The organism is Escherichia sp. MAL-1 (assembly GCF_052948035.1).
The window spans coordinates 4,122,920-4,138,043 of the sequence record NZ_CM129609.1; the positions used below are offsets into that span (position 1 = coordinate 4,122,920).

Below are 15,124 nucleotides of genomic sequence, written 5' to 3' on the forward strand. Positions count from 1 at the left end.
ACCGGCATTTTCGCATAACTTAGGCTGCTAATGACTTAATCGACTTCACGAATATCGACACGCAGCTCTTTCGGCACTTCGAAAACAATGTTTTCTTCACGTCCTTCCAGCGGAATGGCTTCACCACCGCCCAGCTGTTGCAAACGTGCCACCACATTCTGCACCAGAATATCCGGAGCCGATGCGCCCGCAGTCACGCCGACGCATTTAACCTCTTTCACCCACTCTTCCTGGATATCTTTCGCATCATCAATCAAAAACGCGCTTTTGCCCATACGCTGGGCCAGCTCCGCCAGACGGTTGGAGTTAGAGGAGTTTTTCGAACCGACCACCAGCACAACTTCCGCCTGTTCGGCCAGGGCACGTACCGCTTCCTGTCGGTTAGTCGTGGCGTAGCAGATGTCATCTTTGCGCGGACCGACAATTTTCGGGAAGCGTTTACGCAGCGCGTCGATCACATCAGACGTGTCATCCACCGACAGCGTGGTCTGGGTCATAAAGGAGAGTTTCTCTTCGTTTTTGACCGTCAGTTTCCACACATCGTCTGGTGATTCAACCAGATACATTCCCCCTTCCGGGTTGCTGTACTGACCCATCGTGCCTTCCACTTCCGGGTGCCCGGCGTGACCGATGAGAATAGATTCTTCGCCACGGCGACTAGCGCGGGCGACTTCCATATGCACTTTGGTCACCAGCGGGCAGGTGGCGTCGAATACCGTCAAATCACGGCTTTTCGCTTCGTTACGTACCGCCTGAGAAACACCGTGTGCGGAGAAAATCAGGATTGCGCCGTCCGGCACTTCGCTAATCTGCTCAATAAAGATAGCCCCACGCTCGCGCAGGCTATCGACCACGTAGCGGTTATGCACCACTTCGTGACGGACATATATCGGTGCGCCGTAAATGGCCAGCGCGTTTTCAACAATGCTGATAGCGCGGTCTACCCCGGCACAAAAACCACGCGGGTTGGCCAACAGGATCTGCATGTTACGCCTCCAGTGCCGGATCGATTTCCAGCACTTCAATATCAAAATGAACGGTCTGCCCGGCCAGCGGATGGTTGAAATCAACGGTAATGGAGTCGCCGTTAATTTCGCGGATCACGCCAGGCATCTCACTGCCATCCATTGCGGTAAAAAGCATGATTGCGCCAATTTCTGGCTCGCCTGCATCCATAAACTCACGGCGGGAGAAGTACTGAATCAGGTCCGGTGACGGCACGCCAAACGCCGCATCTGGCTCCAGCGAGAAGGTGGTTTTATCGCCCACTTTCAGCCCCAGCAGGTGTTGCTCCAGCCCTTCAGAAAGAGAAGCATCGCCCAGGCGGAACAGCGCCGGTTTACCGTTGTTGCGGGTAGACTCGGCGGTGGTGCCATCGTCGAGTTTTAGCGTGAAGTGCACCAGGACGGCGCTATTGCTCTGTACAGATTCAGACATGCAGGTTTGCTCTTATATTTGAGGATTTTTGCCGGATGCGGCGTAAACGCCTTATCCGGCCTACGATTTCGCAGCAATCTGTAGGCCGGATAAGATGCGTCAGCATCGCATCCGGCAGGGTTTATTATTGTTTTTTCGCTTTAGAAGGTAAAAACCCTTCCAGCACGATCAACGCCGCACCGACACAAATGGCAGTATCGGCAAGGTTGAAGGTGGCGAAGTGCCAGTCGCCGACGTAGAAGTCGATCATATCGACAACGAAGCCGTGCCACAGGCGGTCGAACAGGTTGCCCAGCGCGCCGCCAATAATCAGCGCATAAGCGATATTGTTTAGCTTCTGCGTGGCCTTCGAGCGATACATCATCACTGCCAGGATCACGCTAATACCAATCGCAATACCGGCAAAGAACCAACGCTGCCAGCCGCCGCTATCGGCAAGGAAACTAAACGCCGCGCCATAGTTACGCGCATAATGCAGATTAAGCGACGGGAACAGCGGGACCGTATCCCCCAGAGCAAAGTTCTGGAGGATCAGGTATTTGCTGCCCAGATCGATAATCAGCACGACTACCACCAGCCACAGCCAGCGTAGCCCTGTTGAACAGATCGATTGACTCATCAGGCAAACTTACGTTTTTCACCGTCACCGGCGACGTTGCTGACACAGCGGCCGCAGATTTCTGCGTGTTCCGCCACCTTGCCGACATCCCGGGTGTAGTGCCAGCAGCGTGGGCACTTCTCACCTTCGGCTTTACTCAACGCGACTTTCAGCCCTTTGAGTACTTCGCTCTGCTGAGCATCAGCAGGTGCGTCGTTATAGTCTGCAACGGTAGCGCCGGAGGTCAACAGGACAAATCGTAATTCATCGCCCAGCGCGGTCAGTTTCGCCGCCAGTTCCGGTTCTGCATACAAGGTTACTGCCGCTTCCAGCGAGCCACCCACTTTCTTGTCGGCACGCGCTTGCTCAATGACTTTGTTCACTTCGCCACGCACTTTCAACAGCTCGTCCCAGAACGCATCGTTCATTGCTTCACTGTCTGCCAGACCAAACAGGCCTTCGTACCACTCACCGGTGAAGACGTATTTTTCACGTTCGCCCGGCAGGTAGCCCCACACTTCATCAGCGGTGAAGGAGAGGATTGGTGCCATCCAGCGAACCAGCGCTTCTGCGATGTGATACAGCGCAGTCTGGCAGCTACGACGCGCCACGCTGTCCGCTTTGGCGGTGTACTGACGGTCTTTGATGATGTCGAGGTAGAAGGAACCCATCTCAACGGAGCAGAAGCGCATCAGACGCTGTACCACTTCGTGGAAATCGTATGCTTCGTACGCCTTGAGGATGTCTTCCTGTGCCGCTTTCGCACAACCTACGGCCCAGCGATCCAGTACCACCATCTCTTCCGGTTTCACCATATCTTTTGCTGGATCAAAACCGTTCAGGTTTGCCAGCAGGAAGCGCGCGGTGTTACGGATACGACGATAGCTGTCGGCAGCACGTTTCAGGATCTCGTCAGAAACGGCCATTTCACCGGTGTAGTCGGTTGATGCCACCCACAGACGCAGAATATCCGCGCCCAGTTTGTTCATCACATCCTGCGGCGAAACGGTGTTGCCGATGGATTTAGACATCTTGCGGCCCTGACCATCCACGGTAAAGCCGTGGGTCAGTACCTGACGATACGGCGCTTTGCCTTTCATCGCGGTGGAGATCATTAGGGAAGACATGAACCAACCACGGTGCTGGTCAGAACCTTCCAGATACATGTCCGCTGCGTGACCGGCAAATTCCGGACGCACGTCAACAACAGAAGAGTGGGTAGATCCGGAGTCAAACCATACGTCGAGAGTATCCGGCACTTTCACATACTGGTCAGCTTCGTCGCCGAGGATCTCTTTCGCATCGAGATCCCACCACGCCTGGATGCCGTTAACTTCAACGCGTTTTGCCACTTCTTCCATCAGTTCGAGGGTACGCGGATGCAGCTCTTCCGTGTCTTTGTGCACGAACAGTGACATCGGTACGCCCCAGGTGCGCTGACGGGAGATACACCAGTCAGGACGGTTAGCAACCATCGACTCGATACGCGCCTGGCCCCAGTCCGGGATCCACTGCACGCCTTTGATCTCTTTCAGTGACTGCGCACGCAGACCTTTCTGATCCATGCTGACGAACCACTGCGGCGTCGCGCGGAAGATGATCGGCGTTTTGTGACGCCAGCAGCACGGATAGCTGTGCTGCATTTTCTCAACGTGCAGCAGCGCGCCTTTTTCCTGCAGCAGCGCAACGACGATGTCGTTCGCTTTGAAGACGTTCACGCCATCCAGCGTCGGATAAGTGCCCGGCAGATAAGTGCCGTCCGGGCCAACCGGGTTAGCGGTTTCCAGGCCGTATTTCTGACCGATCACATAGTCGTCCGGGCCGTGGCCAGGCGCGGTGTGAACGGCACCGGTACCGGCATCCAGGGTAACGTGATCGCCGAGGATTGCCGGAACGTCGAAGCCCATAAACGGATGGGTAAAGCGCAGCAACTCAAGCTCCGCACCTTTTACCGTGCCGAGAATGGTGTAATCGGTCACGCCGATACGCTGCATTACGCTTTCAACCAGATCTTTCGCCAGAATCACGGCCTGACCGTCGATCTGCACCAGCGCATAGTCGAAATCAGGTGCAATAGAGATTGCGCGGTTCGCAGGCAGAGTCCACGGCGTAGTGGTCCAGATCACCAGCGAGATTGGGCCGTTAACGTTGCTTACGGCAAATTTTGCTTTCAGTGCATCCTGATCGACCGCCTGAAAAGCAACGTCGATGGACGGAGAAGTTTTGTCGTAATACTCAACTTCCGCTTCCGCCAGCGCAGAACGGCAGTCAACGCACCAGTGTACCGGCTTCGCGCCTTTGTGCAGGTGACCGTTGCCGATGATTTTGCCCAGCGCGCGGATGATGTTGGCTTCAGTTTTGAAGTCCATGGTCAGGTACGGGTGCGACCAGTCGCCCAGCACGCCCAGACGGATAAAGTCTTTGCGTTGACCGTCAACCTGGGTCGCCGCGTATTCGCGGCACTTGGCGCGGAACTCGGCGGCGGTGAATTTCTCACCCGGCTTACCGTATTCTTGCTCGACTTTCAGCTCGATCGGCAGACCGTGGCAGTCCCAGCCAGGCACATACGGCGAGTCATAACCGGAAAGCCCTTTGGACTTCACGATAATGTCTTTCAGAATCTTGTTAACCGAGTGACCAATATGAATGCTGCCATTCGCATAAGGAGGGCCATCATGCAGAATGAAGGTTTTTTTGCCTTTTTTAGCCGCACGGATGATGCCGTACAGATCATCATCAGTCCAACGCGCCAGCATTCCCGGTTCGCGCTTGGCGAGATCGCCACGCATCGGGAACCCTGTTTCCGGCAAATTCAGGGTTGATTTATAGTCACTCATCAGATTCTCGGTTCCGTGTTTCGGTTTGATTACATAACAGGCTTAAGCCGGTTTTGTTAGCCCAAAAAATTCGCGGGCGGTTAATTCATCACGCGCAATCTGCGCTTTCAGTTCGTCCAGCGACGCAAATCGCTGCTCATTGCGTATTTTTTTACGCAGCACTACTTGTATATGGCGACCGTAAAGGTCCATTGCAACATCTAACAAATGCACTTCCAGCTGCTGGCGAATACCGGCAACCGTTGGGCGTGTTCCGATGTTTGCCACGCCGGGTAACGGCTTTTCACCGAGGCCCAGCACTTCTACCGCATAAACCCCTTTCACCGGGGAAACCTGACGGCGTAGCGGTACATTCGCCGTCGGGAAACCTATAGTGCGCCCTAATTCATCACCGTGGACTACACGCCCGGAGATGGCAAACGGGTGCCCCAGTAAACTTTCTGCCAGAGCCAGATTGTCATCCGCCAGCGCCTGACGCACAGCGGTGCTGCTGATACGCACGCCACCTTCGCAAAAAGTTTGCGTACTGGTGATATCGAAGCCGTATTCCATGCCAGCTTTCTGTAATAACAAGAAATCGCCTTCACGACCAGCGCCAAAGCGGAAATCATCACCTACGGCAAGAAATTTTACGCGCAAAAGCTTCACCAGAAGATCGCTGATGAAATTTTGCGCGGTTAACGCCGCGAAACGCCTGTCGAAACGCACGCACAGCACGTAATCAACGCCACACTCTGCAAGGTAACGCAGTTTTTCCCGCAGCCGGGTCAGCCGTGCCGGGGCTTTATCGGTAGCAAACAGTTCCAGTGGTTGAGGTTCAAAAAGCATCACCATCACCGGTAAGTTGCGCTTGCGCCCTTCTTCCTGCAAGCCCTGTAACAGCGCGCGATGACCGCGATGCACGCCGTCGAAATTACCAATAGTCAGCACACACCCTTCTTGCGGGGCCTGGCTGAGATTATGTATGCCGCGTATCAGCTTCATGTCTGGCTCAAAACAGTGAAAATCGTCCGAGTATACCTTGTACAGCGGTCAAGGTTAACCGGCGATTGAGTACCGAAATCAGAAAGAAGTGGCTTTTCATTGCCATGGCGCAAATCACGGGAAGAAACTGACCGCCTGCTGCAATTTTTATCGCGGAAAAGCTGTATTCACACCCCGCAAGCTGGTAGAATCCTGCGCCATCACTACGTAACGAGTGCCGGCACATTAACGGCGCTTATTTGCACAAATCCATTGACAAAAGAAGGCTAAAAGGGCATATTCCTCGGCCTTTGAATTGTCCATATAGAACACATTTGGGAGTTGGACCTTGGCTAATATCAAATCAGCTAAGAAGCGCGCCATTCAGTCTGAAAAGGCTCGTAAGCACAACGCAAGCCGTCGCTCTATGATGCGTACTTTCATCAAGAAAGTATACGCAGCTATCGAAGCTGGCGACAAAGCTGCTGCACAGAAAGCATTTAACGAAATGCAACCGATCGTGGACCGTCAGGCTGCTAAAGGTCTGATCCACAAAAACAAAGCTGCACGTCATAAGGCTAACCTGACTGCACAGATCAACAAACTGGCTTAATCGCCAATTTGCTGAAGCTTTGTGAAAAAGCCCGCGCAAGCGGGTTTTTTTATGCCTGCTGCTTTTGTGATGCGTGAGAGAACACACTGCCGGTTGCCAGATAGTCAAAAGTTGCAGGTTCTTGCAGACATGCCGTTGTACTATCTGAACTCTTCGTGGCTTAAGAATCGTAGAACCATCGGCTGATACATTCTGAACAAGAATATCTACTCAATCTCCAGACCCCCTACAAAGAATGTGGATATTGTGATACACATTGAGGTATTAAACTTAAGACCACTCTATTTTTGAATTAAATTCCTATATACTTTAACCATTCATAAATATCTCCTCATTAGACCTTGTAAATTATTAACAGCAATCAACACAGGTTAAATACCTATTTATATTGTACTTCTTAAAATTAATGAGCGATTTTTGATAGTAGTCACATTCACTCATAAATTAAATTAATAAAAATTCATCAACTTCAAGGACTGATAATGACAGATGGTATCTCAACTTCGCCACATTGTCTTTATAAATCAAATATAGTAGATGATGTAATAATAAATAAAACAAGACAAAATGAGTTAGTAAAAGTGTTTTGCGAGTATAAAACAGAGTTCTTAATTTTGTTTGATGACTTTTTCAGAAGCCAGGATTTTCCTAAACCATCTCCAGTCCTCCATCATTTTTTTCAATATACTCATCTGAGAGATGCACATTTTTATAGATGTAAACTCATAGAACATACAGTTCAATTTTATTTTTTAAACACAAAGGCATCACATTACTTAGATTGGATGTTTTTGATGACAGAACAAGCGAATGTCTTTCTGAAGAGATTAAGATATATCAAGAATGCTATGAAAAATTCGTTAAGTTCTTAAAGGCAAACTTCAACCCGGAAATATACCCACAGCTATATACTCCTGAAATATTTTATGAGGCCTGCAGAAATCTCCAGTCATTTTATGCTCATCAGGAGACGTCACAAAACGCTAAATATAGTGCAATAGACAAGAAAAAAAGTCATCTTAACCAGGAAATCAAAAAGCTAATTAAAAAAAATATTTTCCCTGAGCTATATAATGAACAATGCAATAAAATCCCCTCCTCATCGAAAGATGATAACCAGAAAATAACATGGCAGAATTTTAAAACTAGCAATTCGGCATATTCAAAACTATGTGGAAAATTATCTTTATTTAAAAGCGTGCCCAGTCGGTTAATAGAAAAATCAGCTTACTGCTCAACTGAAAATATGGCCACTAATAAATTTGATGTCGTCTTTTCTTACTGCGGAGATAATATAAAGGAATTTATACTTTTATTACCCTATAATAAATCACTGGAGATGTATGAACTTAACGATCAAAAGATCCAGTATTTGACTGCCCCTAATATCAATATACATAAAATGTCGCTATCAAATATAACAATAGAAAAGAGCAACCTTTCATATGGGTATTATTTTAGTTGTGTATTATCCAATATATCATGTTTTGAAAGCGACTTATCAAACACCATCTTTTCAAATGGAGAAATTAATAATCTCTTCATTAAAAAAAGCAACATATTTGGAGCATCATTCACTAATACCAGAATAAAAAATTTGCTCTGTGAAGATATTATGCCTGGTCGATGGACCACTCAACTTGTCAATAAGCACTTAGGTTACAGATACACAGGAGTATTCAAAACCCTGGCAAGTATTGATGACAAACCGTCCCGTTTCGAAATTTTGATACCATTGGTACAAACTTTAGTTCGCGACAATGTAAAGCTAAATAATGATGTGTATAAAGAACTGAAAAAGTTTATGCACGATTACGACAAAACATCCCCGGAAATGAGAAAATACCTTCAGAGCATCAACGAGTCTATGTTCCTTATGAAAAACATAGCTCATCAAAATTAAAAAATCTCAAAAAAGAAGTAATTTCAGAATGAAATTAACTGTGATGATTATTAATTCACTACAGAGGAATAAAAAATAATCTGAAGCATACTCTGAAACATCCTACTCTCTCACTCTAATAATGGCACCTTGCTCTTCTTATAAAGAAGGGAATAATTAAGAATATTAAACTTTCATCAACTTCACATCAAGAAATTAAAAAATTTAAACATTAATCTAAATAATAACAACCTGATCACATAATCGGGTACGATTTTATCCGATAACTATAATGCTATAACTCTGGGAAATGGTTGGAATACACCGCTGGGTGCCATCTCTTTTTACGCTGCCCGATCGAGTAGTAAGTTAAATAATGATACCAGACACGAAGGTACGAGCTATCAGGTCGCCTATAATAAATATCTAGTACAAACAGCCACTCGATTTAGCGTGGCCGCCTGGCGTTATGCTTCGCAGGATTACAGGACATTCAGCGACCATCTTTACGAAAATGATAAACACTATCATCAGAGTGATTATAATGATTTTTATGATATTGGCAGAAAAAATAGCCTTTCTGCCAATATTATGCAACCTTTATCCAATAATCTGGGAAATGTATCATTAAGTGCGCTTTGGCGGAATTACTGGGGGCGAAGTGGAAATGCTAAAGATTACCAATTCAGTTACTCCAATAACTGGCAACACATTAGTTATACTTTCTCTGCCAGCCAATCTTATGATGAAAATAATAAAGAAGAGGAGCGTTTTAATCTGTTTATCTCCATTCCTTTCTACTGGGGGGATGATATTGCCAAAACACGTCACCAAATTAACTTATCGAATTCGACCTCATTTTCCAAAGATGGCTATTCCTCCAACAATACTGGAATTACTGGCATAGCCGGTGAACATGATCAGTTAAATTATGGTATATATGTTAATCAGCAACAACAAAATAATGATACCTCGCTTGGTACGAATTTAAGCTGGAGAACTCCCATCGCCATAATAGATGGCAGCTATAGTCATTCTAAAAACGCCTGGCAAAGTGGTGGAAGTATTAGTAGTGGATTAGTTGTCTGGTCCGGTGGTATTAATATCACTAACCAGTTATCCGATACATTTGCAATTCTGGATGCGCCTGGATTAGAAGGCGCGCATATTAATGGACAAAAATACAACCGAACAAACAGCAAAGGCTAGGTTGTTTACGACCCGATTATACCTCATCGTGAAAACCATCTGGTACTTGATATAGCAAACAGTGAAAGTGAAACAGAATTGCAGGGCAATCGTCAAATTATTGCGCCTTACCGTGGAGCAGTTTCTTATGTGCAGTTTACAACTGACCAACGTAAGCCCTGGTATATACAGGCACTGCGTCCCGATGGTTCGCCATTAACCTTTGGCTATGACGTACTGGATCTCCAGGAAAACAATATTGGAGTCGTTGGCCAGGGTAGTCGCCTTTTTATTCGCGTAGATGAAATTCCAACTGGCATAAAAGTTGCTCTCAATGATGAACAGAATTTATTCTGTACTATTACTTTTCAACACGTTATCGATGAAAACAAAACATATATATGCCAGTAAAAGGAGTTTACTATGAAGTGGCTTTTATTAATCACCTTGAGTCTATATTCTTTTATTGTGCAAAGTGCTCCCTGTGCATTGACCAATGTCGGGGAACAACGTGGAACATATATACTCAAGCCACTGAGTATGAAAGGTAATCTCACCGCCGAAAAAATTGAAAACACCGGAAATATCATTGAGTGTGCAGACTTACAAGAGACGACCAACGCCATTAAAGTTCATTTTTTAACACAGAACGCTTTAAGGTTTAAGGTTTAAAGTCGGAAGTCGTCATTATATTATTAATTTCCCCTTTGAATCTGACGGTAAAAAAATAGCGCTTCCAGGGAAGTCATCTTATAATTTAGAAGAAATGCTATCTGCGATAAATTTCACCATTCCATACTCTATCGCATCTGTATCAGATAGTTCCAACACCGCAGATATTTTTCCAGGAACTCCTTTTCCTTTGTTGTTCGAAATTGAAGTGAGTTCATGTACAGGGAATAATACTAATTGTAATAGCGCCCGCTTTAATTTTAATTTAAATACTATTTTACAGGTAAATTTAATGACCTGTGGTTTTGAAGATCAATCCATCGACACTGGACGATTTGTACTGTCTCGTATCAATAATGAAAATTATCAGTTTCATCATATAAGATTTGACTGCATCCAGGGCGAGCAAGGTGAATTAGTTTTTGAACCCAGTGATGTTGAATATTACTTTGAACCAGTGACGATACAGGAGTCAGGAACCAGCATATTAAAAAATGAGTTAGAAAACAGTGAGGACGGTGCGGGTCAAGTAGGCTTTCAACTCTCCAATGATGGTACGAATGAAATCCAGTATGGTAAAAGCAATTACTACTCTTTTCAGCATCCCCATGAAGGAAGTAATCAGATTCCTCTGTTTATTCGCCCGCGTACATATGGAAACAATGTCTCAAGCGGGCAAATAATGAGCCGAGTCAAAATCGTGGTAATGTACAACTAATCTATCTCCCCCACCTTAACTTTGGGGGAGCTGCCGATTAACGTGCTGCTGGACTAAAAAGCGCAGAATAATCCGTATTGCAGATTCGCTGTACCGCCGGGTGCTGAATCATCCGCTCAGCAAAAATAGCATGATACTCTTCCATCACATTCTCGACGCGACCAATTTCTACGACAGTTTTATCGGCATAAAAGTCATATGCATAAAGCGTTGGGGCAACGAAGATTGCATTGTGCATCGCACCAAAAGCTTTCATCAACGCGGCATCATCAAACTCGCCGAGGATTTCTACGTTTAATCCCTGGGAGTTAAACCAGTTAAGCAATTTACGCCCTAACATTGAACGTCGTCCAGGAATCAAAAGCCGCCGGTCTTCCAGACAAGCCGGGAACGGTTTTTCCGGTGGTGGATTTGTACACCAGAAGCTCACGCCACATTCGCCAATTCTCACGGAGAACAGGCCTTCCTGCTGCGTAGAATCTATCGGACAGTCGGAAATGATCATATCCAGTTTATGCTGGCTTAATTGCTCCAGCAGCATTTCGTGGGTGGATTCGAAGCAGCGAAGATGAATCGGTTCGCCTTCTACTACTGCAGCATTCAGCACGCTACTGACCAGGCGTTTGGAAAGTGCATCAGCCACGCCAACGTCAAACAATAAATTGGATTCTTTGCGATAGTTCACGATATCCAGCATTTCCTGGCTTAAGGTGAACATTTTATCGGCATAGCGATAGACCAGCTCTCCCAGCTCGCTGGGTTCGAGACCACGTCCCTTGCGCTTAAATAATTTGCCTTGCAGGCGCTCTTCCAGCGCCCGAATCTGTCCGGTAATGGTTTGTGGTGTTAAATAAAGCGCCTCCGCTGCGCCAACCACAGAACCTTCTTTATAAACATGCCAGAAGTAATACAAGTGGTTGTAATTGATATGAGACATGCTCATTTCTCTCCCTGATAACAATGAAAAGGGAGCCGTTTATGGCTCCCCGGTAAACCGTCCTGTCACACTGATGGACGCAAACGAACGCGTAACCAGCTGTATCCAATTACCGCCGAAGAGATAGAACCGACCAGGATACCGAGTTTCGCCCAGTTAATCAGTTCTGGATCTACGCTACCAAAGGCCAGGCTGGCAATAAAGATAGACATAGTAAAACCGATACCGCACAGGATCCCCACCGCCATAATTTGCTGATAAGTCGTTCCCTCAGGCAGATGCGCCAGTTTCAAACGCAGCGCCAACCAGCAGAACAGACTAATCCCCAGCGGTTTGCCAATCAGCAAGCCAGCGATGATCCCCAATGGCAGAATGGAGGTCAAGCCATCCAGCGTGACACCTTGCAGTGAAACGCCAGCATTAGCAAATGCAAACAGCGGTAAAATCAGATACGCCACCCACGGGTGCAACACATGCTCCAGTCGCTTCGCTGGAGAACGCCCATGCTTCTCTTTCAAAGGAATAAAGAAGCCGACAATTACCCCCGCCAGGGTTGCGTGAACCCCCGATTTCAACACCGCAGTCCACAACACTACGCCAACCAGAATATAGACGCCCGTGCGGCGTACACCACACAGATTCAATACCGCGAGTACCGCAATTGCTACAGCCGCGACGCCAAGAGAGGCCATCGATAAGTCATTAGTGTAGAACAATGCGATGATAATGATGGCCCCAAGATCGTCGATAATAGCCAGAGCCATCAAAAAGATCTTCAGTGCTAACGGAACACGACTTCCCAACAGCGCCAGCACACCAAGTGCAAAGGCAATGTCAGTAGCCGCCGGGATCGCCCACCCTTCGCGGGTAATCGGATCGGCATAGTTAAAGGCCAGATAGAGTAATGCCGGCACAATCATCCCACCAATAGCGGCGATAACTGGAAATGCGGCCTGGCGTAAGCTGGCTAGCGATCCTTGCATCAGTTCACGTTTAACTTCCAGACCGACTAACAGGAAAAATACCGCCATCAGCGCGTCATTTATCCATAACAGCATGTTTTTGTTGATTTCGAGTGAACCAACCCGGAGCTGAACCGGCGTCTCCAGAAAGTCGTGATACCATCCACTGGTTGCGCCGCTGTTGGCCATCATCATCGCCAGGATAGCGGCAATGATAAGAATAATGCCTCCCGAGGCATCACTGCTAAAGAATCGATGCAGATGTTTCACTTTTTATTTCTCTTTCAGGTGAATAGATCGTTTTTACTATTTTACCCCTCACGAATCATCGTTAAAATCAGATTATAGTGTAGGAATAACTCGTTTTTTACGAGCAATTAAAGGATTTGCGCCATCAGCGGTGAGATGAGTTTTTGACGGCTGTAAGCGCTAACGGGTGACCCTAAGCCCTGATAATCATAGCTTAAGGTGAGGATTTCTGAGGGATTAATTAGGAAAAGTAATAATTAATTTCTTGTCAGTCGGCGTTATTTGTTAGGACAATATTTCAAAAATAATCCAGCTTGTCGTCAATAATTGCGATAAAGAGATAAATTAAAGTTAAATAATTAAATCATTAAAAAATTACGCCACAAAAATGCGAGGCGTCTTCAGGATTAGAATCGATAAAACAGAATGGGTTAAAGAGAGCGATATAATAGCGGCGGGTGCTTGAGGCTATCTGTCTCAGGCATTAGCTGAACGGCAGATAGAGAAAAGCCCCGAGTGATATTTTACTATCAACCCGAGGCCCCCTATATGCTGAACACATGTAGAGTGCCTCTTACTGACCGTAAGGTCAAGGAGAAGAGAGCAATGAAGCAGCATAAGGCGATGATTGTCGCCCTGATCGTCATCTGTATCACCGCCGTAGTGGCGGTGCTGGTAACGAGAAAAGACCTCTGTGAGGTTCACATCCGAACTGGCCAGACGGAGGTTGCTGTTTTCACGGCTTACGAATCCGAGTAAGAGCAACGGCGGGGAGTGATCCCATAAGCGCTAACTTAAGGGTTGTGGTATTACGCCTGATATGATTTAACGTGCCGATGAATTACTCTCACGATAACTGGTCAGCAATTCTGGCCCATATTGGTAAGCCCGAAGAACTGGATACTTCGGCACGTAATGCCGGGGCTCTAACCCGCCGCCGCGAAATTCGTGATGCTGCAACTCTGCTACGTCTGGGGCTGGCTTACGGCCCCGGGGGGATGTCATTACGTGAAGTCACTGCATGGGCTCAGCTCCATGACGTTGCAACATTATCTGACGTGGCTCTCCTGAAGCGGCTGCGGAATGCCGCCGACTGGTTTGGCATACTTGCCGCACAAACACTTGCTGTACGCGCCGCAGTTACGGGTTGTACAAGCGGAAAGAGATTGCGTCTTGTCGATGGAACAGCAATCAGTGCGCCCGGGGGCGGCAGCGCTGAATGGCGACTACATATGGGATATGATCCTCATACCTGTCAGTTCACTGATTTTGAGCTAACCGACAGCAGAGACGCTGAACGGCTGGACCGATTTGCGCAAACGGCAGACGAGATACGCATTGCTGAGCGGGGATTCGGTTCGCGTCCCGAATGTATCCGCTCACTTGCTTTTGGAGAAGCTGATTATATCGTCCGGGTTCACTGGCGAGGATTGCGCTGGTTAACTGCAGAAGGAATGCGCTTTGACATGATGGGTTTTCTGCGCGGGCTGGATTGCGGTAAGAACGGTGAAACCACTGTAATGATAGGCAATTCAGGTAATAAAAAAGCCGGAGCTCCCTTTCCGGCACGTCTCATTGCCGTATCACTTCCTCCCGAAAAAGCATTAATCAGTAAAACCCGACTGCTCAGCGAGAATCGTCGAAAAGGACGAGTAGTTCAGGCGGAAACGCTGGAAGCAGCGGGCCATGTGCTATTGCTAACATCATTACCGGAAGATGAATATTCAGCAGAGCAAGTGGCTGATTGTTACCGTCTGCGATGGCAAATTGAACTGGCTTTTAAGCGGCTCAAAAGTTTGCTGCACCTGGATGCTTTGCGTGCAAAGGAACCTGAACTCGCGAAAGCGTGGATATTTGCTAATCTACTCGCCGCATTTTTAATTGACGACATAATCCAGCCATCGCTGGATTTCCCCCCCAGAAGTGCCGGATCCGAAAAGAAGAACTAACTCGTTGTGGAGAATAACAAAAATGGTCATCTGGAGCTTACAGGTGGCCATTCGTGGGACAGTATCCCTGACAGCCTACAAAACGCAATTGAAGAACGCGAGGCATCGTCTTAACGAGG

General features: G+C 47.3%; 11 protein-coding genes and 3 pseudogenes. 6 read left to right on the forward strand and 8 right to left on the reverse strand.

Translation table 11 applies throughout. The features are described 5' to 3' along the window. Window positions 1-35 precede the first annotated feature (35 nt). From ispH to ACU8XX_RS20585, 6 genes are all read right to left on the reverse strand, one after another. Window positions 36-986 carry a 4-hydroxy-3-methylbut-2-enyl diphosphate reductase gene (ispH, locus tag ACU8XX_RS20560; RefSeq protein ID WP_001166405.1) on the reverse strand — a complete coding sequence of 317 codons (951 nt, stop codon included), beginning with the start codon at window positions 984-986 and terminating at the stop codon, window positions 36-38. Between the two features lies 1 nt (window position 987). Continuing rightward, on the reverse strand, window positions 988-1,437 hold the full coding sequence (fkpB, locus tag ACU8XX_RS20565) for an FKBP-type peptidyl-prolyl cis-trans isomerase (RefSeq protein ID WP_000004655.1): 450 nt from the start codon (window positions 1,435-1,437) through the stop codon (window positions 988-990). A 124-nt stretch (window positions 1,438-1,561) separates the two neighbouring features. Continuing rightward, entirely contained in the window at window positions 1,562-2,056 is a 495-nt protein-coding gene (gene lspA, locus ACU8XX_RS20570) for a signal peptidase II (protein ID WP_000083369.1), read from the reverse strand. Further along, on the reverse strand, window positions 2,056-4,872 hold the full coding sequence (gene ileS, locus ACU8XX_RS20575) for an isoleucine--tRNA ligase (RefSeq protein WP_001286874.1): 2,817 nt from the start codon (window positions 4,870-4,872) through the stop codon (window positions 2,056-2,058). Before ileS ends, lspA begins: the two co-directional genes overlap by 1 nt. Before the next feature lie 42 nt (window positions 4,873-4,914). Then, window positions 4,915-5,856 carry a bifunctional riboflavin kinase/FAD synthetase gene (ribF, locus tag ACU8XX_RS20580; protein WP_000767337.1) on the reverse strand — a complete coding sequence of 314 codons (942 nt, stop codon included), beginning with the start codon at window positions 5,854-5,856 and terminating at the stop codon, window positions 4,915-4,917. A gap of 7 nt (window positions 5,857-5,863) precedes the next feature. Continuing rightward, the gene (locus tag ACU8XX_RS20585; RefSeq protein ID WP_001300728.1) at window positions 5,864-6,082 is read right to left on the reverse strand and encodes a DUF2575 family protein; all 219 of its coding nucleotides are present in this window, start codon (window positions 6,080-6,082) and stop codon (window positions 5,864-5,866) included. A 102-nt stretch (window positions 6,083-6,184) separates the two neighbouring features. On the opposite strand from ACU8XX_RS20585, the gene rpsT reads away from it, so the two are divergent. From rpsT to ACU8XX_RS20605, 4 genes and pseudogenes are all read left to right on the forward strand, one after another. Next, window positions 6,185-6,448 (forward strand): 30S ribosomal protein S20, encoded by a 264-nt coding sequence (gene rpsT / locus ACU8XX_RS20590; RefSeq protein WP_001274021.1) that lies wholly within the window; start codon window positions 6,185-6,187, stop codon window positions 6,446-6,448. 482 nt (window positions 6,449-6,930) lie between these two features. Then, window positions 6,931-8,351: pseudogene (gene espX1, locus ACU8XX_RS20595) on the forward strand (type III secretion system effector EspX1). Between the two features lie 246 nt (window positions 8,352-8,597). Then, window positions 8,598-9,929, forward strand: a pseudogene (locus ACU8XX_RS20600) (fimbria/pilus outer membrane usher protein); the annotation flags it as partial. Between the two features lie 12 nt (window positions 9,930-9,941). Beyond that, a pseudogene (locus tag ACU8XX_RS20605) lies at window positions 9,942-10,908 on the forward strand (fimbrial family protein). A gap of 37 nt (window positions 10,909-10,945) precedes the next feature. Here the strand turns inward: ACU8XX_RS20605 and nhaR are convergent. Together nhaR and nhaA are read right to left on the reverse strand one after the other, a co-directional pair. Further along, window positions 10,946-11,845 carry a transcriptional activator NhaR gene (nhaR, locus tag ACU8XX_RS20610; protein ID WP_001360397.1) on the reverse strand — a complete coding sequence of 300 codons (900 nt, stop codon included), beginning with the start codon at window positions 11,843-11,845 and terminating at the stop codon, window positions 10,946-10,948. Window positions 11,846-11,910: 65 nt separating this feature from the next. Beyond that, the gene (nhaA, locus tag ACU8XX_RS20615; RefSeq protein ID WP_000681368.1) at window positions 11,911-13,077 is read right to left on the reverse strand and encodes a Na+/H+ antiporter NhaA; all 1,167 of its coding nucleotides are present in this window, start codon (window positions 13,075-13,077) and stop codon (window positions 11,911-11,913) included. A 585-nt stretch (window positions 13,078-13,662) separates the two neighbouring features. Here nhaA and mokC point away from each other — a divergent pair. After that, window positions 13,663-13,815 (forward strand): type I toxin-antitoxin system toxin MokC, encoded by a 153-nt coding sequence (gene mokC / locus ACU8XX_RS20620; RefSeq protein ID WP_000809172.1) that lies wholly within the window; start codon window positions 13,663-13,665, stop codon window positions 13,813-13,815. 77 nt (window positions 13,816-13,892) lie between these two features. After that, window positions 13,893-15,005 (forward strand): IS4-like element IS421 family transposase, encoded by a 1,113-nt coding sequence (locus tag ACU8XX_RS20625; protein ID WP_016232034.1) that lies wholly within the window; start codon window positions 13,893-13,895, stop codon window positions 15,003-15,005. The last annotated feature ends 119 nt before the right edge of the window (window positions 15,006-15,124 follow it).